At 65.8% G+C, this 24,505-nt stretch carries 22 protein-coding genes; 12 read left to right on the top strand and 10 right to left on the bottom strand.

All coding sequences use genetic code 11. The features are described 5' to 3' along the window. Positions 1-34: 34 nt before the first annotated feature. The 3 genes from JQ604_RS02625 to JQ604_RS02615 are packed head-to-tail and all read left to right on the top strand — an operon-like array spanning position 35 to position 2,302. Positions 35-1,141, top strand: coding sequence for a cupin domain-containing protein (locus JQ604_RS02625; RefSeq protein WP_212352644.1), 1,107 nt, complete (start codon positions 35-37; stop codon positions 1,139-1,141). Between the two features lie 6 nt (positions 1,142-1,147). Then, positions 1,148-1,576 (top strand): acyl-CoA thioesterase, encoded by a 429-nt coding sequence (locus tag JQ604_RS02620; protein WP_212352642.1) that lies wholly within the window; start codon positions 1,148-1,150, stop codon positions 1,574-1,576. A 12-nt stretch (positions 1,577-1,588) separates the two neighbouring features. Beyond that, positions 1,589-2,302 carry a hypothetical protein gene (locus JQ604_RS02615; protein ID WP_212352640.1) on the top strand — a complete coding sequence of 238 codons (714 nt, stop codon included), beginning with the start codon at positions 1,589-1,591 and terminating at the stop codon, positions 2,300-2,302. A gap of 197 nt (positions 2,303-2,499) precedes the next feature. On the opposite strand, the gene JQ604_RS02610 is transcribed toward JQ604_RS02615, so the two are convergent. The 4 genes from JQ604_RS02610 to JQ604_RS02595 are packed head-to-tail and all read right to left on the bottom strand — an operon-like array spanning position 2,500 to position 7,222. Next, positions 2,500-3,213, bottom strand: a complete 714-nt coding sequence (locus JQ604_RS02610) for an ABC transporter ATP-binding protein (protein WP_212352639.1) — start codon at positions 3,211-3,213, stop codon at positions 2,500-2,502. Then, the gene (locus JQ604_RS02605) at positions 3,210-4,979 is read right to left on the bottom strand and encodes a branched-chain amino acid ABC transporter ATP-binding protein/permease (RefSeq protein ID WP_212352637.1); all 1,770 of its coding nucleotides are present in this window, start codon (positions 4,977-4,979) and stop codon (positions 3,210-3,212) included. Before JQ604_RS02605 ends, JQ604_RS02610 begins: the two co-directional genes overlap by 4 nt. After that, positions 4,976-6,019 (bottom strand): branched-chain amino acid ABC transporter permease, encoded by a 1,044-nt coding sequence (locus tag JQ604_RS02600; RefSeq protein WP_212352635.1) that lies wholly within the window; start codon positions 6,017-6,019, stop codon positions 4,976-4,978. The genes JQ604_RS02605 and JQ604_RS02600 overlap by 4 nt, the downstream gene beginning before the upstream one ends. 42 nt (positions 6,020-6,061) lie before the next feature. After that, positions 6,062-7,222: an ABC transporter substrate-binding protein gene (locus JQ604_RS02595; RefSeq protein ID WP_212352633.1), complete on the bottom strand. Its 1,161-nt coding sequence runs from the start codon at positions 7,220-7,222 to the stop codon at positions 6,062-6,064. A 592-nt stretch (positions 7,223-7,814) separates the two neighbouring features. Here JQ604_RS02595 and JQ604_RS02590 point away from each other — a divergent pair. The 7 genes from JQ604_RS02590 (at position 7,815) to JQ604_RS02560 (ending at position 15,208) form a co-directional block, all read left to right on the top strand. Then, a complete protein-coding gene (locus JQ604_RS02590) occupies positions 7,815-8,597 on the top strand; it encodes an aspartate/glutamate racemase family protein (RefSeq protein WP_212352631.1) in 783 nt (260 codons plus the stop codon). A 19-nt stretch (positions 8,598-8,616) separates the two neighbouring features. Next, a complete protein-coding gene (locus JQ604_RS02585) occupies positions 8,617-9,045 on the top strand; it encodes an organic hydroperoxide resistance protein (RefSeq protein WP_349631038.1) in 429 nt (142 codons plus the stop codon). A 9-nt stretch (positions 9,046-9,054) separates the two neighbouring features. Then, positions 9,055-10,233 (top strand): thiolase family protein, encoded by a 1,179-nt coding sequence (locus tag JQ604_RS02580; protein WP_433996219.1) that lies wholly within the window; start codon positions 9,055-9,057, stop codon positions 10,231-10,233. Further along, positions 10,230-11,471: an SDR family NAD(P)-dependent oxidoreductase gene (locus JQ604_RS02575; RefSeq protein WP_212352627.1), complete on the top strand. Its 1,242-nt coding sequence runs from the start codon at positions 10,230-10,232 to the stop codon at positions 11,469-11,471. Before JQ604_RS02580 ends, JQ604_RS02575 begins: the two co-directional genes overlap by 4 nt. A gap of 33 nt (positions 11,472-11,504) precedes the next feature. Continuing rightward, positions 11,505-12,284: a cyclase family protein gene (locus JQ604_RS02570; RefSeq protein ID WP_212352625.1), complete on the top strand. Its 780-nt coding sequence runs from the start codon at positions 11,505-11,507 to the stop codon at positions 12,282-12,284. Positions 12,285-12,330: 46 nt separating this feature from the next. Beyond that, complete coding sequence (locus JQ604_RS02565) at positions 12,331-13,488, top strand: ABC transporter substrate-binding protein (protein WP_212352623.1); 1,158 nt, start codon at positions 12,331-12,333, stop codon at positions 13,486-13,488. Positions 13,489-13,573: 85 nt separating this feature from the next. After that, positions 13,574-15,208 carry an ATP-dependent acyl-CoA ligase gene (locus JQ604_RS02560; RefSeq protein WP_433996217.1) on the top strand — a complete coding sequence of 545 codons (1,635 nt, stop codon included), beginning with the start codon at positions 13,574-13,576 and terminating at the stop codon, positions 15,206-15,208. Between the two features lie 97 nt (positions 15,209-15,305). Here JQ604_RS02560 and JQ604_RS02555 read toward each other — a convergent pair whose 3' ends face one another. Then, positions 15,306-15,803 (bottom strand): MarR family winged helix-turn-helix transcriptional regulator, encoded by a 498-nt coding sequence (locus JQ604_RS02555; protein ID WP_433996218.1) that lies wholly within the window; start codon positions 15,801-15,803, stop codon positions 15,306-15,308. Between the two features lie 211 nt (positions 15,804-16,014). Between JQ604_RS02555 and JQ604_RS02550 the strand changes: the two genes are divergently transcribed. Further along, positions 16,015-17,193 carry an acyl-CoA dehydrogenase family protein gene (locus tag JQ604_RS02550; RefSeq protein WP_212352619.1) on the top strand — a complete coding sequence of 393 codons (1,179 nt, stop codon included), beginning with the start codon at positions 16,015-16,017 and terminating at the stop codon, positions 17,191-17,193. Between the two features lies 1 nt (position 17,194). On the opposite strand, the gene JQ604_RS02545 is transcribed toward JQ604_RS02550, so the two are convergent. From JQ604_RS02545 to JQ604_RS02525, 5 genes are read right to left on the bottom strand one after another with little or no spacing between them, the layout of a single operon-like run. After that, positions 17,195-18,565, bottom strand: coding sequence for a four-carbon acid sugar kinase family protein (locus JQ604_RS02545; protein WP_212352618.1), 1,371 nt, complete (start codon positions 18,563-18,565; stop codon positions 17,195-17,197). Next, positions 18,562-19,764, bottom strand: coding sequence for a ribulose-bisphosphate carboxylase large subunit family protein (locus JQ604_RS02540; RefSeq protein WP_212352616.1), 1,203 nt, complete (start codon positions 19,762-19,764; stop codon positions 18,562-18,564). Before JQ604_RS02540 ends, JQ604_RS02545 begins: the two co-directional genes overlap by 4 nt. Positions 19,765-19,788: 24 nt before the next feature. Then, the gene (locus JQ604_RS02535; protein ID WP_212352614.1) at positions 19,789-20,328 is read right to left on the bottom strand and encodes a VOC family protein; all 540 of its coding nucleotides are present in this window, start codon (positions 20,326-20,328) and stop codon (positions 19,789-19,791) included. Positions 20,329-20,347: 19 nt separating this feature from the next. Then, positions 20,348-22,252 (bottom strand): TRAP transporter large permease, encoded by a 1,905-nt coding sequence (locus JQ604_RS02530; RefSeq protein WP_212352612.1) that lies wholly within the window; start codon positions 22,250-22,252, stop codon positions 20,348-20,350. Between the two features lie 7 nt (positions 22,253-22,259). Then, positions 22,260-23,276 (bottom strand): TRAP transporter substrate-binding protein, encoded by a 1,017-nt coding sequence (locus tag JQ604_RS02525; RefSeq protein ID WP_212352610.1) that lies wholly within the window; start codon positions 23,274-23,276, stop codon positions 22,260-22,262. 124 nt (positions 23,277-23,400) lie between these two features. Here JQ604_RS02525 and JQ604_RS02520 point away from each other — a divergent pair, with 124 nt between their 5' ends. Then, a complete protein-coding gene (locus JQ604_RS02520; RefSeq protein WP_212352608.1) occupies positions 23,401-24,456 on the top strand; it encodes a LacI family DNA-binding transcriptional regulator in 1,056 nt (351 codons plus the stop codon). Positions 24,457-24,505: the final 49 nt, after the last annotated feature.

Raw genomic sequence — 24,505 nt, 5'->3', positions numbered from 1 at the left:
GTCGAAGGCCCAAAAACCAGCCGTGGAGGATCGCATGCGCGAAGACACGATCGGCCGAGCCAATGTCGAGGATACGCCGGAACTGAAGGCGTATTATCAGGATCTCGAGAAGTTCGAGGCCGGCGCGCTGTGGACCGTCGCCAACAAGATCGAGCCGTGGCAGCCGCAGTCGGCCTCCGTTCCCACGCTCTGGCGCTACAACGATCTGCGCGCGCATGTGCTGCGCTCGCTGGAGCTGGTGTCGCCGGAGAAGGCCGGTCGGCGCGTGATCTATCTCAACAATCCCGGCCGTCGCGACGTCTCGGCCGCGGTCGGCTGGCTCTATTCGGGCCTGCAGGTGATGCATGCCGGCGAGGTCGCATCCGCACATGCGCATTCGGCCTCCGCCCTGCGCTTCATCATGGAAGGGACGGGCGCCTACACCGTGGTCGACGGCCACAAGATGACACTCGGCGCGCGCGATTTCGTGCTGACGCCGAACGGCACCTGGCATGAGCATGGCGTCGACGCCGGCGGCTCGACCTGCATCTGGCAGGACGGGCTCGACATTCCCCTGGTCAATGCGCTGGAGGCGAACTTCTTCGCCGTGCATCCGAAAATCCAGCAGGAAGACTCCGGCCATCCCGTCGACGACATGACCAAGACCTGGGGCAATCCGGGCCTCAGGCCGGCGGATTCGAAGTGGTCGAAGGGCTATTCGCCGATGTTCAAATATGAGTGGGAGCCGACCTACGAGTCGCTCTCGAAATATGCCGCGGCGACCGACGGCTCGCCGTTCGACGGCATCCTGATGAACTACGTCAATCCGATCACCGGCGGCCATGTGATGCAGACCATCGGTGCCAGCATGCAGATGCTGCGGCCGGGCGAACGGACAAAGTCGCATCGCCACACCGGCAGCTACATCTACCAGGTCGCCAAGGGCAGCGGCTACTCGATCATCGCGGGAAAACGTTTCGAGTGGCAGGAGCGCGATATCTTCTGTGTGCCGTCCTGGGCCTGGCATGAGCACGGCAATGCCTCGGCCAGCGAGGATGCCTGCCTGTTCTGCTTCAATGATTTGCCTGTCATCGAAGGGCTCGGCCTCTATCGCGAGGAAGCCTATGGCGACAATGGCGGCTATCAGGCGATCGCGGCGTAGGTTTCAATGACGGCTTTTTCCTTCAAGCGTGAACTGCGGTTCGGTGACTGCGATCCCTCCGGGATCGCGTATTTTCCGTCCTACCTGAACATCCTCAACGGCGTCGTCGAGGAATTCTGGGCGACCCTCGGCTTTCCCTGGCCGCAGTTGATCGGGGTCCGGAAGATCGGCACACCGACGGTGCATCTGACCTGCGATTTCTCCAGGCCGGCGATGTTCGGGGATGTGCTGACCTTCGCGCTGCAGATCGTGAAAGTCGGCGGCGCTTCGCTCGAATTGCGCCACGTCGTATCAGACAAGGGCGAGCTGCGCTGGCGGGCGCAGCAGGTGCTGGTCGCGACCTCGCTGACCGACCACCGCGCGCTGCGCTGGCCGGATGATGTTCGCGCCGCGCTGGAGTCGCATCTGGATGCGCCGGCGGACCGGGCGGACTGACGGGCGGGGCGAATGTCGATCTCGTTCTTCATGACGTTTCTCGATCCGGTCGGTACGCGGCGGATCAGCGTCGAGGATTTTGCTGATGTCACGGCCATGATCGGATCGGTTCCGGGTCTGACCGAAGGATTGCTGTTCACGCCGCTCGAAAAGCAGGTCGATCATCCCTTTGCCAACGACGGCGGCGGGCCGGCGCTGGCGCTGCAATTGCGGTTTCCGGAGTTATTTGCGTGCGAGGCCGCGATTGGTCGCGATGGCGTTCTTGCCAGACTTGCCGCGTGTGAAGGGCTTTCCAGCCTCGCGGGTCTGGAGGTCACCCATCAGGCGATGCTGACCCGATCCTTCCCTGTCGACGATGCCAGGCATCCCGATGGCGCCGACACGCCATGCAGCTATCTCGTCCATTATCCCGGCGCGGCCGAGGATCCGAACGCCTGGCATCTGCACTATCTGGAGCATCATCCGCCGATCATGCGGACGTTTCCGAACGTGCGACAGATCGAGATCTATACGAGGATCGATTGGGTCGACCGCCTGCCGTCGCAGCGCGTCGAGCACATGCAGCGCAACAAGCTGCTGTTCGACAGCCCCGCCGCGCTGTCGCACGCACTGACCTCCGACGTGATCACGCGGATGCGCGCCGACTTCGTCCAGTTCCCGCTGTTCACGGGGGGCAACAAGCATTTTCCAATGTTGACGAGGACGGTGAGGGCGGCTGGTTCTTGATTGGCTCGATGTTAGGGCGGCGATCGTTTCTACCCTCTCCCCTTGTGGGAGAGGGTCACTTCGCGAAGCGAAGTGGGGTGAGGGGTATCTCTCCCCTCGGCACAAACCCGCAAGCGGAGAGATACCCCTCATCCGGCGCTTCGCGCCACCTTCTCCCACAAGGGGAGAAGGGAAGAGCGGGCCGTGGCTAAGCTATATCAATGCCCGCCGAGATACGCCGTGATCAGCTTGGGATCGTGGATCAGATCCTTCGCGGGGCCTGACTGCACGATCTCGCCGGTTTCCAGCACATAGCCGTAATCCGCAGTCTCCAGCGCGGCACGCGCATTCTGCTCGACCAGCAGGATCGAAACGCCGAGCTCGCGCAATGACGCGATGGTGCGGAAGATCTCGCGCACGATCAGCGGCGCGAGCCCAAGGCTCGGCTCATCCAGCATCAGCAGCTTCGGCTTCGCCATCAGCGCACGGCCGAGCGCGAGCATCTGGCGCTCACCGCCGGACAGCGTGCCGGCGGCCTGCTTTTGCCGTTCCTTCAGGCGGGGGAAGCGGTCATAGACCTCGTCCAGCGTCTTCTGCACGCCGGAGCGGTCGCGCAGGCTGTAGGAGCCGAGCAGGAGGTTGTCGGCGACCGTCATGTCCGAGAACAGCTCGCGCTTTTCCGGCACCAGGCAGAGCCGGCGATCGACGCGGCCTTCGACGTCGATGCGTCCGATGTCGTTGCCCTGGAACACCATCTGGCCGCGTGCCGACAACAGGCCGATCGCGGCCATCAGCAGCGTGGTCTTGCCGGCGCCGTTCGGGCCGATCACGGTGACGATCTGCCCTTCCTCGACGGAGAGGGTGACGTTGCGGACCGCCTCGACATTGCCGTAGCAGATCGTCACGTCGGTCATGGAAAACATGGCGCTCACGCGACGCCTCCGAGATAGGCCTCTTGCACGCGTTCGTCGCTGCGGATCGCCGCCGGCGCGCCCTCGCAGAGCTTTGAGCCGAAGTCGAGCACCACGATGCGGTCGACCAGCGACATCACGAACTCCATGTCGTGCTCGACGATCAGGATGGTGAGATGGTCGGAGCGCAGCGACCGCAGCAATTCGGCCAGCCGCAGCTTCTCCTGGCGGCGCAAGCCGGCGGCCGGCTCGTCCAGCACCAGCAAGGCAGGATCGGCGGCGAGCGCGCGGGCGATCTCGAGGATGCGTTGATTGCCGAGTGGCAGGTTGCCGGCGTGCTCGAACGGTTTCTCGCCGAGCCCGACCCGTTCGAGCTGCTTGAGCGCCTCGTGCCGGGCGCTGGCCTCTTCCTGCCCGTTGAGGCGGAAGGCGCCGGCGAACAGGCCGGAGCGGGTGCGTGCATAAGTGCCGAGCATGACGTTTTCGAGCAAGGTCATCCGCGGACGCAGCTTCACATGCTGGAAGGTGCGGGCGATGCCGGCCTTCGCGATGCGCGATTGCGCGTCGCGGGTGATCGGGCGGCCGGAGAACACGATCTCGCCCTTGTTGACGCGCAGCGCGCCGGTCAGGCAGTTGAACATCGTGCTCTTGCCGGCGCCGTTCGGGCCGATCACGCCGAGGATCTCTCCGGAGCGAACGTCGAAGCTGACATTGTTGACGGCGATGAGGCCGCCGAACCGGCGCTCGACGCAATCGACCTTGAGCAGCAATTCGCCGGGCGTCGGCTGCGGCCGGCGCGGCAGCGGCGGCGCTTGCTTCGGCCATTCATGCTGCAGCTTCGGCAGGAAGCGCGCCGCGAACGGCACGATGCCCTGCCGCGCCCATTGCAGGAACAGGATGAACAGCGCGGAGAAGGCGACGATCTCGAGCTGGCCGGAGGCGCCCTTGGCGATCAGCGGCAGGTAATCCTGCACGCTGTTCTTGAGCAGCGTCACGACGGCTGCACCGACCACGCCGCCGAGCAGGCTGCCGGCGCCGCCGACCATGGTCATCATCAGATATTCGATGCCCATGCCGGCGTCGAACGGGCCGGGGCTGACGAAGCGGCTCATATGCGCGTAGAGCCAGCCGGACAGCGAGGCCAGGAACGCCGCGATCACGAAGGTGACGAGCTTGATCTGGAAAGCGTTGATGCCGAGGCTCTCGACCAGGATGTTGCCACCGCGCAGCGCGCGCATGGCGCGGCCGATGCGCGAGTCCAAAAGGTTGTAGCCGAGCAGCAGCACGGCGGCGACGATGCCCCATATCAGGAAATAGATCTGTGCGCTGGTGACCAGCGCATAGGAGCCGAGGCTGATCGGCGGGATCGATGAGATGCCGTTGAAGCGGCCGAGCCCTTCGATGTTGCCGAACAGGAAGCCGATGGCGAGACCCCAGGCGACCGTCGAGAGCGAGAGGAAGTGGCCCTGCAGCCGCAACGTCGCGAGGCCGAGGATCGCGGCGACCGTGCAGGTCAGCGCGACGCCGAACAAGAGGCCGAGCCAGGGCGAATAGCCGTTCAGGGTCGAGACCCAGGCGGTGGCGTAGGCGGCGACGCCGACGAAGGCCGCCTGGCCAAAGGACACGATGCCGCCGACGCCGGTGAGCAGCGCCAGGCCAATCGCGACGAGTGAGTAGATGCCGATATAGTTCATCAGCGTGATGCTGAACGGGCTCAGCACGAAGGGCGCGACGCCGAGGCACAGCACGGCGACAACAGCGGCGAGGCGGAGGTGGGAGCGGCTCATTCCTCGATCTCCTCTTCGGAGTGCAGCGAGGCGAGGGATCGCCAGATCAGGATCGGGATCAAGAGCGAGAACACGATGACGTCCTTCAGCGCGCTGCTCTGGAACGAGGCGAAGCTTTCGAGGATGCCGACGCCGACCGCGCCGATCGCGGCGCCGGGATAGCTGGTCATGCCGCCGACGATGGCGCCGACGAAGGCCTTCAGCCCGAGCAGGAAGCCGGAGTCGTAGAAGACCGTATTCACCGGCGCGATCAGGATGCCGGAGACCCCGGCCATCAGCGAGCCCAGCAGATAGGCGACCGTGCCCGCCCGCGCCGGGCGGATGCCCATCAGGCGCGAGCCGGTGCGGTTCACGGCGGTGGCGCGCAGGGATTTGCCGACCAGCGTGAAGTCGAAGAACAGGTACAGGAGCCCGCTGAACACCAGTGCCGCGATCACGATCAGCATGGTCTGGCCGGAAATCAGCACGCCGGCGATCTCGGTAGACAGCGAGGTCAGCGGTTCCGTGCGCACGCCCTCGGGGCCGAAGAACAGCAAGCCAAGGCCGACCAGTGCGAAGTGGAGGGCGACCGAGACGGTGAGGAGCAGCAGCACCGTGCCGTCGGCGATCGGGCGGAATACGATGCGGTCGAGCAGCGGCGAGATCGGCGTGATCAGCATCAGCGCCAGCACGAGCCTGACAGCGAGCGGCGGATCGGTCTTGGTGACCAGCCAGGCGATGCCGACCACGGCGAGCGGCAGCACGAGATAGAACAGCAGTGCGCGGGGTGCGAGGCGAAGCTCACGCGCGCGCGCCAGCGAGATCAGTTCGATCACCGTGGCGAGGCAGGCGAGACCGACGACGAGACCGCCGGTTCCCGGAAAGCGCTTGGCATCCAGCGCCGCCAGCGTCAGCGCGGTGAAGGCCGCGATGTCGCCGAACGGGATGAAGATCACCCGCGTCACCGTGAAGATCAGCACCGTCCCGATCGCCACCAGGGCATACACCGCTCCGGTGGCGATCCCGTCGATCGCAAGAATGGCTGCGATATCGCTCGTCATGTCGTCGTCTCGTCCCCGTCCTCGCTCGTGCCCTGCCGTCGACTACGGCGCGTACTTCCACGCGCCGCCGGTGAGCCGCACGACGACGAGCGCGCGCTCATCGACGCCGGTCACCGCGCCGGGCTTGAAGTTGTAGACCGCGTGCACGCCGGCCAGTTCCTTGGTGCTGAGGATCGCGTCGCGCAGTGCCGTGTGGAATTCCGCGGTTCCGGGCTTCGCGGTCTTGAGCGCGCGTTCGGCAGCGTTGGCGAAGATCAGCCAGGCGTCGAAGGAGTAGGCCGAGAAGCCGTCGGTGGTCGGGATGTTGTGGGTCTTCTGGTAGACGGTGCGGAAATCCAGCGCGATCTTCTTGGCGAAATGCTCGTCGGGAAGCTGCTCGGCGACGATCACCGGTCCGGCGGAGACCTGGATGCCCTCGGCCGCCTTGCCGCCGACTGTCACGAAGTCGGGATTGACGAGGGCGACGGTGCCGTAGGTGTTGCCCTTGAAGCCGCGCTCGGCGAGCGTCAAGAGCGGCAGCGCGCCTTGCGTGCCTGAGCCGCCGATCAGCACGGCATCGGGCCGCGGCGACATCACCTTCAGGATCTGCGCGGTGACCGAGGTGTCGGTGCGGGCATAGCGCTCATTGGTCTGGATCTTGATGTCGTCGATCGGCTCGGCGGCCTTGGCGCCGTTATAGACGAGATCGCCCCAGGCGTCGGAGAAGCCGATATAGCCGATGTTCTTCATGCCGTCGCGCTTCATGCGGTCGGCGACGATCTTGACCAGCAGCGAGGCCGGTTGCGGCACAGAGATCACCCACTGCTCCGGCGATTCCGGCAGCTTGCCGATCGGCGAGATCGCGATCATCGGCACCTTCAACTCGCTCGCCACCGCCGCCATCGCAATCGTCGAGGGCGCGGTCGCGGTGCCGATCAGCAGGTCGACCTTTTCTTCTTCCACCAGCTTGCGCGCGTTGCGGGTTGCGGCCGAGGGATCGGAGCCGTCGTCGAGCTGGATCAGGCGGATGGTCTCGCCGCCGACGGTCTTCTTGTATTCATAGGCGGCGTTGATGCCGCGGCCGTAGGGGATGCCGATCGAGGAGCCGTTGCCGCTCAGGGACGTGACGAAACCAATCACGATCTCGGCGCGGGCGGCTGGCGCCGCCAGGAAACTGCCGGCGACACCGGCGGCGAGGGTGAGCATGGTCAGAGTCTTGCGCATGGCGTTCTCCTCTCGATGGATGGAATGTGATGGAAATCGGCGCGCCGGCTTTTGCCGGACGCGTGGCGTATGTTGCAGTTGCGAAAATCAGGGAGCGTGCGACCCCGCGCAAAGCGCGGTGCTACAAAGGGGAATCCGCTTCGTAGGGGGTCAGCAGCCATGGCGCCGCCGACCGGTGCCGCGCGCGGCGGCAATGTCTGGAAAAACAGGCACGACAGCGATGCGATGCGCGGCAAGGGGCGCGTCCGGCACGATGACTGTCCACACGATCGTAACCATCCCAAGTGCCTTGCAACGTCGTCGTCACAAACCCGCGGGCTGATGCCTCTGCGGAATTATTTAAAGCCTAAAGTATTTCCGGGGCGTGCGTCAACCGTGTGACGGGGCCATCCGAAAAATATTCATTTCCATAGATCGGGGCGGCCTTCTGCCCGAAATCGACTCATTGGATGGACGGAAAAGGCCGGGCTGGCGGTTGGCCGCGGTCCGCCGAAAGCGGCACAGCGTGTGCGCATTTGACGCGTGAATTAGTTTATGGTTGAAATATATTCGTCCACCGGCGATCTCCCATGATTGTTGCAGGAGCGGGACGATGCGCATCTTCTGGCAAAGCTTTGTCGACGCGAGCGTGAACGCGCCGTACATGGCGCGGCTTGCCGAGTATCTCAACGGCATCGCAGCGCCGGGCACGACCGTGCACGTCGAAGGCATCTCGCCGCCGGATCGCGAGTTCGGGCGGCTCGCCGAATTCCGTTGCGCGGTGCAGGCGATCGACAATGGCATCGCCGCCGAGGAAAACGGCTTCGACGCCTTCGTCATGGGACACTTCCAGGATCCCGGACTCTATGAGCTGCGCTCGGCGCTCGACATTCCCGTGATCGGCGCGGGCGAATCCACGATGCTGGCGGCTTCGCAGCTCGGCCGGCGCCTGGGCCTGGTTACGCTCGATCCCTGCTTCGAGGTCTGGCACTACGAGCAGGCCGACCGTTACGGCCTCGGCGATCGCGTTGTTCACATCACCGGCCTCGGCTGCAAGCCGGAGGACTTTGCCGACGCGTTTGCCGGCAATCAGGATGCGCATGCGCGCATGGTGAAGGATTTTGTCAGTTGCGCGCAGCCGCTGGTGGAGAAGGGCGCCGACGTCGTGATCCCGGCCGGCGTGCTGCCGGGCCTGCTGCTCGGGCGCGAGCGCGGCCTGAAGGTCGGCCATGCGCCGGTGGTGAATTGCGCGGCGGTGGCGCTGAAGAGCGCCGAGATGTGGGTGCAGCTGCGCGCCATCAACGGCACCGAGCCGAGCCGCGGCCCGAGCTTCAAGCGCGCCAGCGACATGGCGCGCAACGATTTCCGCGCCCTGCTGGCGCGCAACAAACGCTGAGAATTTGGGAGAGAACGGCATGATGAAGCCCGAGAAGATCCTTTACGAGACTGAGGTGACGGCGAATGGCGGCCGTGACGGCAAGGCCGCGAGCGTCGATGGGCTGCTGAACGTGTCGCTGTCGGTTCCGAAGTCGCTGGGCGGTCCCGGCGGCGAGGGCACCAATCCGGAGCAGCTGTTTGCCGCCGGCTACGCGTCGTGCTTCCTCGGCGCCGTGAAGCTCGTTGCCCGCACGCGCAAGATCGTGCCGACGGCCGAGCCGTCGGTGACCGCGAAGGTCGCGATGGGTCCCGTGCCGGTCGGATATGCGCTCGCGGTCGAGCTGCAGGTGACTTTGCCCGGCGTCGAGAAGTCGGTCGCCGAAGAGATCGTCGCCGGCGCGCATGAGCGCTGCCCTTATTCGAACGCGACGCGCGGCAACATCGACGTCAAGCTGACCGTGGTCTGAGGCGGCATGGTGACAAAGACCCTGCGCGCACCCTACGACGGAATCGTGATGGCCGCGCCGGTCACGATTCCCTATGTGCGCTACTCCGTCGAGAGCGCGCAATGGTGGATCGGCCAGGCGATCCGTGAACTGGTGACGCAGGCCGGAATCAAGGTCTCCGACATCGACGGGCTTTGTGTCTCGAGTTTTACGATGGGACCGGACTCTGGCGTCGGCCTGACCCAGCATTTCGGGCTCTGTGTGCGCTGGCTGGATACGATTCCGCTCGGCGGCGCCAGCGCGATCGCAGCGCTCCGCCGTGCCGCACGCGCGGTGCAGGCGCATGACGCCGACATCGTCGCCTGCGTCGCCGGCGATGCCAACCACGTCGATTCCTTCCGGCTGACGCTGGAGAATTTCTCCCGCTTCAACCAGGACGCCGTCTATCCCTACGGCGCCGGCGGGGCCAATTCGAGTTTCGCGCTGATCGCGCGCAATTACATGCGGACCTACGGCGTCACGCGCGAGGATCTCGGCAAGATCGCGGTCTCCCAGCGCGCCAATGCGCTGCGCAATCCGCATGCGCTGATGAAGTCGCCGCTGACCATGGAGCAATACCTTGCGGCGCGGCCGATCTCCGATCCCATCCATCTCTTCGATTGCGTGATGCCCTGTGCCGGCGCCGAGGCGTTCCTGGTGATGCGCGACGACACCGCGAAGTCGCTCGGGCTGCCGGCGGCCAAGCTGCTGTCGACCATCGAGCGCTACAATGCTTTCGCCGAAGACCCGATGCAGGTCCGCGGCGGCTGGGCGATGGATATCGACGAGCTCTATGCAATGGCCGGCGTGAAGCCGGACGATCTCGACGTGGTGCAGACCTATGACGACTATCCCGTCATTGTGATGATGCAGTTCGAGGATCTCGGTTTCTGCAGGAAGGGCGAGGGCGCCGACTTCGTGCGGCAGCATGATCTCACCATCGGCGGCGATTTCCCGCATAACGTTTCGGGCGGGCAACTGTCGGTCGGTCAGGCCGGTGCTGCCGGCGCCTATCTCGGACTCGTCGAGGGACTACGGCAGGTGCTGGGAACCGCCGGGCCGACGCAGGTCAAGGATGCGAAACTCGCGCTCGCCTCCGGCTTCGGCATGATCAATTATGACCGCGGCCTCGCCTCCGGGGCTGCGATCTTTGCAGGGCCTTCGCGATGATCGAGCCGATCAAACCGCCGGGGCGTAAGAACCCGCTGCTGCGGACGCGGCTGCCGACCGCGCCGCCGCGGCCGCGCAGCCGCAAATCGCACGGCTTCACGCGCGCCGCCGCCGAAGGCCGCTTCATGCTGCAGTGTTGCGAGGCCTGCGGCACGTTCTGTTATCCAGCGCGCGAGGCATGCCCATCATGCCTGTCGTCGGGGCTTGCCTTCGTCGACGCGCCGCGGCGCGGGACGCTGCTGTCGGAGACGACGGCGCGGGTGCCGAGCGACGTCTATTTCCGCGAGCGCGCGCCCTGGCGCGCCGGCCTCATCAAGATGGACTGTGGCCCCATCATCATCGCGCATCTGCATGCCGACTGCGTGGAGACCGCAGCCGTCCTGATGTCGTTCCAGCTCGACAAGAGCGGTCAGGCCGTGGCCTTTGCCCGACCCGAAGGGGAGACGCCCAACATGGCAGACGACCGGCAGTGGCGCGAACTGACCGCCGATCCGAAATTCCGCCGCGTGCTCGTCACCAATGGCCGCAGCGTGGTCGGACAGGAAGCCGCGATGGCGCTGAAGGCGGCCGGCGCCAAGACCGTGTTCGTCGGTATCGCCGAGCCGTGGCGTCCGTTCCCCGGCGAGAGCGCGCTGCGCGGGCACGAGGGTATCGAGATCGTGGCGCTCGATGCTGCTGACGAGAAGTCGGTGAACGATCTCGCGGCCGACATCGGCGGCAAGGTCGATATCCTCGTCAACACCACGGAATATGTCCGCGCCGGCGGTCTGCTCGATCGCAGGGGTACCAGCGTGATGCGCGACGAGATCGACCAGGCCTATCTCGGCTTCGTCAATCTCGCGCAGGGCTTTGGGCCGGCGATGCGGATGCGCGGTGCCGACGGCGTCAACAACGCGGCGGCCTGGGTCAATGTGCTCTCGGTCTATGCGCTGGCGAACTGGCCGGCGTTCGGCGCGTATTCCGCGTCGCAGGCCGCGTGCCTGTCGCTGTCGCATTGCCTGCGCGCCGAACTGCGGCCGGGCGGCGTCAAGGTGGTCAATCTCTTCACGGGGCCGGTCGACAATGAGTGGTTCCAGACCGTGCCGCCGCCGAAGGTCGCACCGCGCGCGGTGGCGTCCGCGATCGTCTCGGCGCTGAAGAACGGGCTTGAAGACGTCTACGTCGGCGACGTCGCCGAAGAGATCAGGCAGCGCTTGGCGGCCAATCCCAAAGCGCTCGAGCGCGAGCTCGACCGATAAAATCAAACTGCAACCAAGCCGGAGGACGACAACATGCAAAGCAAGAATCTCCTGGAGCTGGCGAGTGCGATTTCATCCGGCGCGGTGCGCGTCGTCGACCTGACCTTCACGCTCAGTCCGGATTTCCCGGTCATCGTGCTGCCGCCGGAGTTCGGCCAGGCCGCGCCGGTGCGCATCCAGGAGATCTCGCGCTATGACGGCCGTGGGCCGGCCTGGTACTGGAACAACGTCACCTTCGGCGAGCATACGGGGACGCATTTCGATGCGCCAATCCACTGGTTCACCGGCAAGGATCTCGCCAACAACGCCGTCGACACCATGCCGACGCGGGACATGATGGCGCCGGCCTGCGTGATCGACTGCTCGGCACAGGCTGCGAAGGACCCAGACTTCCTGCTGTCGATCGCGGATGTCGAGGCGTGGGAAGCCAAGCACGGCAAGATTCCCGCGCGTCACTGGGTGTTGCTGCGCACCGACTGGTCCAAGAAGGGCTGGCGCGACTACGCCAATCTGCGCGACGACGGCGCGCATACGCCGGGGCCGAATCCGGCGGTGATGAAGTGGCTGGTGGAGGAGCGCGGCATCATCGGCTTCGGCACCGAGACCATTGGCACCGATGCCGGTCAGGCCGGTCATCTCGATCCGCCGTATCCGGCGCACCACTTCCTGCATGGCGGCGGGCGTTATGGTCTGCAGTGCCTGTGCAATCTCGATCAGCTGCCACCGACCGGTGCGGTGATCGTCGCGGCGCCGCTGAAGATCCAGAACGGCTCGGGCAGTCCGCTCCGGGTCATCGCGCTGGTGGCGTCGTGAGCTGACACGACGCCTGACAACCAAACTCCTCAAGAAGAAAAGTGACATGACCCTGATCAAGCGCCTGCTGACCTCAACTGTCCTGCTCGTCGCCATTCCCTCGCTCGCGCATGCGGAAATCCTCGTTGGCTTCGTCACCGCGCTCAGCGGACCGGTGTCGTCGATCGGGATTCCCAACGGCAAGGGCATTGCGGCCGGGCAGGCCTATATCGGCGAGATCGGCGGCGAGAAGTTCAGGGTCATCCAGCTTGACGATGCGTCCGACGCGACCGCGTCGACGCGGAATGCGCGCAAGCTCGTCGAACAGGACAAGGTCGACATCCTGATGGGCACCTCCGGCGCGCCGCAGACGCTGGCGATGGCAACCGCCGCGATCGAAATGAAGGTGCCGATGATCGCGGTGTCGCCGATCGCGCCGGTGCCGGCAGGCGAGGGCGGGCCGTGGGTGGTGCAAACGCCGCAGCCGACGCCGCTCCTGGTGCAGGGCATCGTCGACCACATGAAGGCGAAGGGCCTGAAGACCGTCGCCTTCCTCGGCTTCTCCGACGCGTTCGGCGATCTCATGTACAATTCGCTGGTGGAGGCGGCCAAGGGCACCGACATCAAAGTGGTCGCCAATGAGCGCTACGCGCGATCGGATTCCTCGGTGACCGCGCAGGTGCTGCGCGTCGTCGCCTCGAAGCCCGATGCGATCATGCTGGGCGGCACCGGCACGCCCGGCGCGCTGCCCGTCATCGCGCTGTCCGAGCGCGGCTACAAGGGGCCGCTCTACGGCAACCACGGCATGATCAGCGCCGACTTCCTGCGCCTCGCCGGCAAGGCGGCGAACGGCATCATCTGCCCGACCGGGCCGGTGACGGCGGCGGAGCAACTGCCTGACAGCAATCCGATTCAGAAGGTGGCGCTGGCGTTCCGCGCGGCGTTCGAGAAGGCGAGCGGCGAGCCGCCGACCGACTCGTTCTCGTCCTATTCGTTCGACGGCTGGCTGGTGCTGGCCGATGCCGCCAAGCGCGCGCTTGCGACCGGCGCCAAGCCGGGCACGCCGGAGTTTCGCCTCGCGTTGCGCCAGGCGCTGTTCACGACCAAGGACGTGGTCGGCACCCAGGGCGTCTATTCCTACACGCCGGCGGATCGGCACGGCGTCGACGCACGCTCGCGCATCATGGTCCAGATCGAGGACGGCAAATACAAGCTGCTGCCTTGACCAACCGGGGGATCGTCAATTATTTTATATTTAAAGTAATTGGCGCGCCGCCCTGTTGCCCGCGCCCGGCCTGACGGAGGAGAGTGTGCCGCACAACGCCAGCGAAGCCGTCGGAGCCGCACCCGCCTGGGCGCGCGCGATCGAAGCGTTTCCACCGTCGGATCGGATCTTGTCCACGATCCTGACACGGCAGGCCGCGCGCTATGGTGATCGCGTGCTGTTGGTCTCCGGCGAGACGCGCTGGACTTACGCGGAGACCGCCGACATCGCGGCAGCGTCAGCGCGGACGCTGCACGACGCCGGCATCCGGCCGGGCGACCGCGTCGCGCTGATGTGCTCGAACCGTCCGGAATTCCTGCAGGTCTATCTCGGCTGCGCCTGGCTCGGCGCCATTGTCGTCCCTGTTAACACCGCGTTGCGCGGCTTTCAGCTCTCGCACATCCTGCGCAACTCGCAGCCCTCGCTGCTCGTCGTCGAGGCGCCGATGCTCGGCGCGTTCGATACTGTGGAGAGCGACGTCGCGCTGCCGGCGCTGACATGGATCATCGGCGACATCGCCGAGGTTGCTGATGCGAAGCGGCGGTTGATGCCGTTGCCCTCTCTCGGCGCCAAGCTGGAAGCCGGCGCAACGCGCCCCGGCGACACCGTCGCCATTCTCTACACGTCGGGCACCACGGGCCCGGCCAAGGGCGTCTGCTGCCCACAGGCGCAGCTGTACTGGTGGGGCGTCTACTCGGCGCGCGCGCTCGGCATCCGCGAGGGCGATGTGCTGTTCACGACGCTGCCGCTGTTTCACACCAACGCGCTGAACGCGTTCTATCAGGCGATCCTGAACGGCTGCACCTACGTGCTGGAGTCGAAATTCTCCGCCTCGGGCTTCTGGTCCGCCGCGAAGCGCCATGAGGCAACGGTCGCCTATCTGCTCGGGGCGATGGCGACGATGCTGCTGGCGCAGCCGAAGGGCATTGACGATTCCGCGCATCGCGTCCGCGTCGCGCTCGGCGGCGGCGTGCCGGCGCAAATCCACGCACCGTTCCTGGAGCGTTTCGGCGTGCCGCTGGTCGACGGCTATGGATCGACCGAAACCAACTTCGTTTTCGCGGGCACGATCCCGGCCGATCGCCCGGGCACGATGGGCTATCTCGCCGACGGCGTGGAGGCGCGGATCGTCGATGCCGACGACTCGGTGCTGCCGGACGGGCAGGCGGGTGAGCTGGTGCTGCGCCCGAGGGAGCCGTTCGCCTTCGCCACGGGCTATTTCGGCATGGCGGAGAAGACGGTCGAGGCCTGGAAGAATCTCTGGTTCCACTCCGGCGACCGCGTGGTGCGGGACGCGGACGGGCACTATCGCTTCATCGACCGCATGAAGGACTCGATCCGCCGCCGTGGCGAGAACGTCTCGTCCTGGGAGGTCGAGCAGGTGCTGATGGCGCATCCCGCCGTCGAGGCCTGCGCGATCTATCCGCTGCCGTCGGAGCTTGGCGAGGACGAGGTCGCTGCCGCAATCAAGCTGGAAGCCGGGCAGGCGCTGGAGGCGATCGACATCGTCAGGCATTGCGAGGGCAAGATGGCCTATTTCGCGATTCCCCGTTACGTGCGCTTCCTAAGCCAGATGCCGCTGACGGAGAATGGCAAGATCAAGAAGGGGTCACTTCGTGACGCGGGCGTGACTGGCGACACGTGGGATCGTGACAAAGCCGGCTATCGTGTGAAGCGCTAAAGCGCGATGAGATTGGGTTGAATCGTCATCGCGCTTTAGGTCTTTGTTTGAGCATGATCTTTTCGGAAAACCGCTTCACACTTTTCCGGATCATGCTCTAGCTCTTTTGCAGGGCGTCGCGGACGGCGCCTTTGAGCTCGTCGAGCTCTTCGATCAATCCGTTGACCCGCTCCTGCGGCACATCAGCCAGCAGCGATGCAAGCCACGAGCCATGGCTCTTGGCCATGCGGCGGAACGCCTTGCGGCCCTCGACGGTCATGCAGACGATCTGGACGCGGCGATCGAGCGTGGAGGGCGTACGGGTGATGTAGCCGTCCTCGACCAGACGATCGACGATCGGGGTGAGGTTACCGGCGGAGACCATCAGCCGCTTCGGCAGTTCGCCGAGCACGAGCCCGCTCGGCTCGCGGTCGAGCTGGGCCAGCACGTCGAAGCGCGGCATCGTGAAATCGAATTCCTCGCGGAACCGGCGCCGCAGCTCGCCCTCGATCAGGGTGGTGCAGGCCAGCAGGCGGAGCCACAGCCTCGTTTGTGCCCGGTATTCGCCATCCTGGTCCGGCCCGTCCTTGGCCGTAACCGGCGAGGGCTCCTTCACGAGTGCCAAATCAAATCTCCCGGCCTGCGATCATCAATGCAAGATAGTTGAGGCCAAAAGTAAATTCAAGCGCGCCTCGGTCACGCACGACGCCTGCGCGCGACCGTCTTGACGGGCGCTCGTCGACCAAATAGTTTAAGTATAAAATAATTTAGGGTCGACGGCGGCCGCCTCCCGCGGCCACCGTGCCATCAGCCGAGGAGGCGAGCCCATGAGCAGCGCTGCGAAAGTCATCACCCGCGACTGGATCGACTGGCCGTTCTTCGAGCCGCGCCACCGCGCGATCGGCGACGCGCTCGATCGCTTCGTCGGATCGGGCGCGCTCGATGCGATCGATCATCAAGACGTCGACACCGCCTGCCGCAAGCTGGTGCGCGCGATGGGGCAGGCGGGCCTGCTCGACTGCGCGGTCGCCGCGCCCGATGGCGATGCCGCCATGATCGATTCCCGCTCGATCTGCCTGTCGCGGGAGTCGCTCGCTTATGCCGACGGCCTTGCCGATTTCGCCTTTGCGATGCAAGGCCTCGGCTCCGGCGCGATCGCGCTGGGCGGCTCAAAGGAGCTGCGCCAGGCGGTGCTGCCGAAGGTGCGATCCGGCGAATGGCTTTCGGCCTTCGCGCTGTCGGAGAAGGACGCAGGCTCCGACGTTGCCGCGATGGCGTGTTCGGCGCGCGAGGATGGCGATGCCTATGTCATCAACGGCGAGAAGACCTGGATCTCCAATGGCGGCATTGCCGATGTCTACACGCTGTTTGCGCGCACCGGCGAGGCGCCGGGCGCGCGCGGCATCTCGGCCTTCGTCGTGTTTCCCGATGATCCCGGCTTTGGCATTGCCGAACGGATCGACGTGATCGCGCCGCATCCGCTGGCGACGCTGCGTTTCGACAACTGCCGGATCCCGGCAAGCCGTCGGCTCGGTGCGGCCGGCGGCGGCTTCAAGCTGGCGATGCAGACGCTCGATATCTTCCGCGCTTCGGTGGCGGCTGCCTCGCTCGGCTTTGCCCGCCGCGCCATCCACGAGGCACTGGCGCATGCGCGCAGCCGGCGCATGTTCGGCGCGACGCTTGGCGATCTGCAGCTGACGCAGGCCGCGCTCGGCGACATGGCGACCGAGACCGACGCGGCTGCGCTTTTGACCTACCGCGCGGCCTGGCGCCGTGACGTCCAAAAACTGCCGACCACGCGGGAAGCCGCGATGGCAAAGCTGTCGGCGACCGAGACCGCGCAGCGCGTCATCGATCGCGCCGTGCAGATGTTCGGCGGCCGCGGCGTCCGCTCCGGTGAGGTGGTCGAGAGCCTGTACCGCGAAATCCGCGCACTGCGCATCTATGAGGGCGCGACCGAGGTGCAGAAGCTGATCGTCGCGCGCGAACTGCTGAAGCCGCGCTAGTTCAGAATGCCTTGCCGTCGCGGGCGAGGCAGAAGAAGTCGGCACCGCCGACCTGGCCGCCCTTCAGCGTGATCTCGATCTGTGCATGCGCGCGGTCCGAGGATGCACGGCACAGCGGTGCGCCCGAGGCCAGGGGCGCGATCGCCGTCAGGGCGTAGATCTCCATCGCCGGCAGGGCGCGGCCGGAGGTGTCGCCGCCGGCAACGACAGTGCGTTCAAGCCGTGCCGCCTGCAGGATGCGATCGAGCGCCTGGCCGAGCCCGGTGCCGATCTGGTCGTTCACCGCGGCCATCGTCGAGCCGCTCGCCTCGATGGCCGCGTTGAGCGCGGCGATTGCGGGATCGTCGGGACCGCTGGCGGTGATCAACAGCGGATCGCGTCCGGTGGAGATCGCGGCAAGCCCGTGCTCGGCAGCGCGGCCAATTTCCTTGGCCCATTCGGCTTGATCGACCGCGCGCGCTGCGTCGAGCCGCACGATCTCAAAGCCGTGCCGCGCGGCGTGCGCGATCTGCTCGGCCGTGACAGGCGAGCAGGAGCCGGAGACGCAGGCGATCCGTTTCGCGGGCGTGAGCGTCTGGCTCGCCTTCGTGTTCGGGATCAGGCCTTCCGATTGCCAGTAAGCGACCAGCGCCTGCTCCACGCCTTGCGATCCGACGGCGAACAGCCGGGCGCCGCGGTGTTCCCAGATCAGGCGGCCGGCTGCGACCAGCGATGCCTGATCGAGCACGTCGAGCGAGATGATCTCGTCGCCATTGCCGATCGCCTTTGCGAGGAAGCGGTCGGCGCGTCCGCTGGCCATCGTGACGAAATCCACCAGCCCGATCCGCCGCGCGGTCTGGCGCGCGAGGTGGCGGCCGAGATCGGCCTCATCCATCGGCGTGACGGGATGACGCGACATGGTCGGATGGCGGTCGAGGCGGTGGCCGACGCCGTTGACGGTCGCGAACAAATGTCCGAACGCCTGGTAGCGGCCCATCGCCGGCGATCCCACCAGCAGCGGATGCCATGTGCCGCCGAGACGCGGCACCGCAAGGTCGATCGCGCGACCGATCGAACCGATCTGCGGCGAGGAATCGAACGTCGAGCAGACCTTGTAGTGCGAGATCGGCGCGCCGACGTTGCCGATCGTCTCGAACACCGGCGGGAGGTTTTGGTCCATCCATGCCGGGTCCTTCGACCGCGCAACGCCGGCAATGCCGATGCCGCGGAAGTGCAGCGATGCGGCGAGGCGCTCCGCCGTCGGCAGTTCGAGGAACAGGATCGTCGGCAGGCCGGCGAAGGTGAGGGCCTCCATCGCCGCGGACGAGCCGGTGTAGTCGTCGCCATAGAAGGCGATCAACGGACCGTCGGGAAGACGCAGGGGACGGCTCATGCCGATGCCTTCATCGCGGCGTCCCATGCCGAGCGCAGCTCGGTGACGCCGGCCGCGGGTCCATCGGGATGCGCGAGGATGCCGCCGCCAGCTGCAAAAATCAGGTCGGGTGAACGCAAGGCCCGATAGGTGGGGGCGGCCTGCGCGGCGGTCTGTCCGGACGAGAACACCGGCATCGCGATGCACGGTTTGTCATCGTATAGCGGCGTCAGCGCGGCCCGTGCCGATCTCACCACGCTGTCATCGGTCTCGCTGAACTTGTTGCCGATGCCGTTGACGTGCATGTGGTCGGCACCGGCGAGCCGCCAGATCTTCTGCCAGGCCGTGAATTCCCAACCGAGCGCGGGATGACGATTCAGCGCACCCCAGCCATTGCGATGCGCGTGAACAGGCAGTTGCGTATGACGGCCGAGCTCGATCATGCCAACCAGCCCGACCGAATTGATGCTTGCCATCACGCAGCTGCCGCCTTCGCTCAACACGAGGTCGTGGCGGCGGCGCATCTGGTCGATCTCGCCGGTCAGGTTGAAGGCGATCATCACCTTCTTGCCGGTTCGCTCGGCGTTGTCGTTGACGACGCGCATTATGGCGCGCACCCGCGCATCGAACGGGCAGTAGGCACCGTCCGATTGCAGCTCGTCATCCTTGATGAAGTCGATGCCGGCTTCGCACAGCGTGGCGACGAGGCTTGCCGTCTCGTCCGGGCTCATGCCGATGCTCGGCTTGATGATGGTGCCGATCAGCGGCCGGCCGTTCACGCAAGCAAGCTTGCGCGTCCCGGCGACACCGAATTTCGGGCCGGGATACGCATCCGCGAAGGTGCGGGGCAGCCGCAGGTCGAGCAGCCGAAGCCCGGTGAGCTGGCGCAATTCCCAGAGATTGCCGGCGATCGTGGCCATCAGGTTCGGCAGCGACGCGCCGATATTGTCTGATGGCCATGACAGCGTGACCCGCGCGCGGCGCCAGGAGCCGCCGGCATCGATCGGCCGGGCCACCGGCAAGGACGGCGTCGCCACCGCATCGAGCAGCTCGATCGCCTCGACGCGCGCGGCGGCGCGCTGTTTCAGCTCCGGCGTCTCGCCGGGCACGGCGACGAAGGTCCCGCTCGACTGCTCGCCCGCCATCGTTTCCGCGGCAAGGCGCGGATCGACGGAGGTTTCGATCAGGTAATCAGCTTCGATGCGAACAGGACTTGTCATCACGTGACCGGTGCCGCCGGGAGGTCAGAGTTTCGCAAGGTCCGGGAACGGACGCACGGGATCCTTGCCGTCCCAATTCTTGGCTGCTTCGCGGATCAGGTCAAACATCCTGCCCTTGGGGCCGGCAACCTCCGACAATTCGATCACGGTTCCCGGATGATACTCGGTGTCGAAATAGACGAAGCGGCCGCGTGTGCCGACTTCGCCGCTCATCACGGCTTTGAACCCTTGGGCTTCCAGCCGGGTCAGATCGGAATCGTAATCCTCGGTCCAGTAGGCGACATGCTGCAGTCCGGTATGTCCGGCCTTGAGGAAATCGGCATACATCGACGGCACCTCGTTGCGGATCTGGATCAGCTCCATCTGCAGCGAGCCGGAATTCGCCAGCGCCACCGAATTGTGCGGCTCGTAGGCCCCGCCACGATAGCGGTAGTTCACGATCGGCACGCGCGGATTGTAGAACCACGGTCCAACGCCGAGCTCGCGGCTCCAATAGTCCATGGCCTGCTCGATGTCTTTGACGACATAGCCGGCCTGCCTGATCTCGCCGAAGAAGCGGCTCATACGGTCAACTCCGTTTGTTCTAGAATTTGAGGAAGCCGGTCGACAGCCACGGCACGGCGGCGACGACGGCAAGGCCGAGGAACAGGGCGGCGACGTAGCCCCACATGTGCTTCAAGCCTTCGTCGGGCGAGATCTTGCTGATGGCGCAGGCGCCGTAATAGCCGACGCCGAATGGCGGCGCGAACAGGCCGATGCCCATGGCGAGGATCACGACCATCGCGTAGTGCACCTCATGCACGCCGGCCTGCCGCGCGATCGGAAACAGCAGCGGGCCGAACAGCACGATCGCCGGAATGCCCTCGAGCACGCTGCCGAGGATCACGAAGGCCGGGATCGAAATCGCGAGGAAGCCGTAAGCGCCGCCCGGCATCTTCGCCATCGCGGAGGCCAGCTGTTGCGAGAAGCCGGATTGGGTCAGGCCCCAGGCCATCGCGGTGGCGCAGCCGATGATGAAGATGATTGCGCCGGTCAGCGACGCCGTCTCGACCAGCATCGGCTTCAGCCGCCGCCACGGAAACTGGCGATAGATCAAGAGGCCTGCCAGCACCGCATAGACGATGCCGATGGTCGAGACCTCGGTCGCGGTGGCGACGCCCTCGACGATCGCGGTGCGGATCAGGAAGGGCAAGAGGATGCCGGGCAGCGCAATCAGGGTAAGTTTCGCGATCTCACGCTTGCTGTAGCGCTGCACATGGCTGAGATCCTCGCGCCGGTAGCGCCACCACACGACGGCGCAGAGTGCCGCGCCGAGCACCAGCGCCGGCAGCAGGCCGCCCGTGAACAGCGCGGCGATCGAGATGCCCGTCACCGAGCCGATGGTGATCAGCACGATGCTCGGCGGAATGGTTTCGGTCTGCGCGCCGGTCGCCGACAGCAGCGCGACGAGATCGCCGGGCTTGGCGCCGCGCCGCTGCATTTCCGGAAACAGCACCGGCGCGATCGCGGCCATGTCGGCGATTTTCGAGCCCGAGATGCCCGAGACCAGATACATCGCGCCGATCAGGACGTAGGACAGTCCGCCTCTGACATGGCCGAGCAGGCTCGCGAGGAACTGGATCATGGCGCGCGCCATGCCGGTCATCTCGATCAGCGCACCGAGGAAGATGAACAGCGGCACCGCGAGCAGGATCAGATGCGACATGCCTTCGTCGAGGCGGCCGACCATCACCATCATCGGCGTGGTCGTGGTCAGCGCGAGATAGCCGAAGGTCGCGAGTGCAAAGGAGAAGGCGATCGGCACGCCGGCGAACACGTTGGCTGCGACGACGCCGACGAAAAAGATGATGAGGTTATAGCGTCCGAGCGGCTGCAGGATCGGTCCGGCGAGCCAGAAGGCGGCGATCAGCGCGGCTGTCGTGAGCAGGGCGGCGAGAAGCAGTGTGGGGCGATGGCGCTGCAGCAGACGGATGACCGATGTGATCACCATCAACGTCAATCCGACCGGGATCGCCGCGGCGCGCCAGGCGTTGCTGATCTCGAGCGCCGGCGTCACGATGACGGCTTCCTCGCTGGCATAGTCGAAGGCCGGATGCAGGATCAGCAACAGCAGCGCCAGCGGAGCCATGGTCGCCATCGTCTCGAGGAAGGCGCGCGCGGCCGGGCCGGCATGGCTGATCAACCCGGTCATCCGCATGTGCTCGCCGCGGCGCAGTGCGATCACCGCGCCAAGCATCGATAGCCAGAGGAACAGGATCGACGCCAGCTCGTCCGACCACACCAGCGGGCGATGCAACACGTAACGGCTGACGACACCGGCGAGCAGGATGCCGATCTCGACCAGCACCAGACCGGCGGCGACCGTTTCGACGGTCGCGCCGAGCCAACGGTCGAACGCTGCGCAGGCGTTCAGGATGCTCCGCGGCGCCGAGCCGGCGGAGACGCGAACGCTCTCCACGCCCGCGAGCTGATGTTCAGCGACCGTCATCGTGCCCTCAGGCCAGCTTGCCGACGGCGCTTTCGAGCAAGCCCCAGGCTTCCTCGCCGAAGCGGCCCTTCCACTCGCCGTAGAAGCCGGCGTCGCGCAGCTTGGCGCGGAACGAATCGGGCGTGGGCTTCGAGAACGCCAGGCCCTTTGCCTGCAAATCGGCCTGCACCGTCGCGTTGAAGGCCTTGATGTCCTCGCGCTGCTTCAGGCCGGCATCATTGATCGCATTTGACACGATGGCCTTGATGTCGGCGGGCAGTGCGTCGAACGCGCGGCCGTTGGCGACGAACCAGAAACCGTCCCAGATGTGGTTGCTGATGGCGCAGTATTTCTGCACCTCGTAGAGCTTTGCCACCTGGATGATCGGCAGCGGATTTTCCTGTGCGTCGACGATGCGGGTCTGCAGCGAGGAGTAGACTTCGCTGAATTGCAGGCTGGTCGGCGAGGCCGACAGCGCCTTGAACATGGAGATGCTGAGCGGGCTGACGGGCACGCGGATCTTCAGCCCGTCCATGTCCTTGGCGCTCTCGATCGGCTTGGCGCCGCTGGTGATCTGGCGAAAACCGTTGTCCCACATCTTCTCGAAGGCGTAGAGCCCGACCTTGGCCATCGCGGCGCGGACATGCGCGCCGAGGCTGCCGTCCATCGCCTTCCAGACCTGGTCGTAATCGGCAAACGCAAAACCGACCGCGTTGATCGCGGCGACCGGCACCAGCGTCGCGACGACGAGCGCCGACGGCGTGAAGAAATTGATGGCGCCGCTACGCACCTGCGCCAGCATGTCGGTGTCGCCGCCGAGCTGGTTGTTCGGGAAGATCGCCAGTTCCGCGCGGCCCTTGCTCTCCCTGGCGATGCGCTCGGCGGCTTCCTGCGCGCGGATGTTGAGCGGATGCGTCATCGGCAGGTTGTTGCCGTATTTCAGCGAGAACTCGGCGGCGCGTGCGGGACGCGGCAGCGCGCCAATGAGGCCGGCGGCCGGAATGATCGAGAGCGCCTGCAGGGCGCGGCGACGAGACAGGCTCATGGGTTTCCTCCGCGGTATTCTGATGTTATTTGATTGGCTTGATGTCTTTCCGTGCTAAAAACATCTGATATTGCTGCAGTGTCAAACCCTAAGAATGATGGTTTTTGATGGTTTTGAGGGCGCGATGGATAAGCTGACAACGCCCGGCCTGAGCCGCATCGTCGACGTCGCGCGACGCGCGGGCGTCTCGACGGCGACGGTGGACCGCGTGCTCAATCGCCGGCCCGGCGTGCGCGCCATCACCAAGCAGCGCGTATTCGCGGCGGCATCCGAGCTGAATTACATGCCGGCCGAGGAGCTGCAGGCGGCGATGACGCCGAAACCGATGCGGCTGTTGTTCGTGCTGCCGGCCGGCACCAACCGCTTTCTCTCGACGCTCGGCCAGCTGATCGCGCATTCGGATGTGCGGCTCGCGCCGTTCAACGTCCGCTGCCAGGTCGACCACATCAAGAGCTTCAATCCGGAATTGCTGGCGCAGCGGCTCTGGCATCATCGCGACAAGGTGGATGGAATCGCCTTCATGGCGCTGGAGCATCCGGCGGTGCGGGAAGCCGTCGACATGCTCGCCGCGCGCGGCGTGCCGACCGTCACGCTGATCTCGGACATCCTCAACGCCCGCCGCGCCGCCTATGTCGGGCTCGACAATCGCGCCGCCGGGCGCACCGCCGGCTTCATGATCGCCCGCTTCATCGGGCCGCGACCGGCGAAAGTCGCGATGATCGCGGGCAGCCTGAGCTATCGCGCGCATGAGGAGCGCGAGATGGGCTTTCTGCATCTGTTCGAGGAACTGTTTCCGGCGATCAAGGTGGTCGGTCTGCGCGAAGGCCATGACGATGCCGACCGCAACTACCGGCAGACCCGCATGCTGCTCGGCCAGCATCCGGATCTCGCCGGAATCTACAACATCGGCGGCGCGGCCGACGGCGTCGGGCGAGCGCTCAAGGAGATGAATCGCGCCCGTGACGTCGTGTTCGTCGGCCACGGCCTGACGTCGGACACGCGCGGCCTCCTGATCGATGGCACCATGGACGCCGTGATCACCCAGAATCAGCTGGCGACGGTCATGAGCTGCATCGGCATCTTCAACAATCTGCGGGCGGGGCGGGACGCGATGCAAGGAATCGAGGCATCGCGCAGCGAGATCATCTTCCGCGAGAACATTCCGCCGCTCGGCAGCTGACACATTCGGCGCATACCGACGCTGCCGCACTCTCGCTTGTGTCGGCTTG

This window comes from Bradyrhizobium jicamae, assembly GCF_018130695.1.
In the GTDB taxonomy this organism is placed as follows: Bacteria; Pseudomonadota; Alphaproteobacteria; order Rhizobiales; family Xanthobacteraceae; genus Bradyrhizobium; species Bradyrhizobium jicamae_B.
This window is presented reverse-complemented; position numbering and strand designations above follow the sequence as displayed.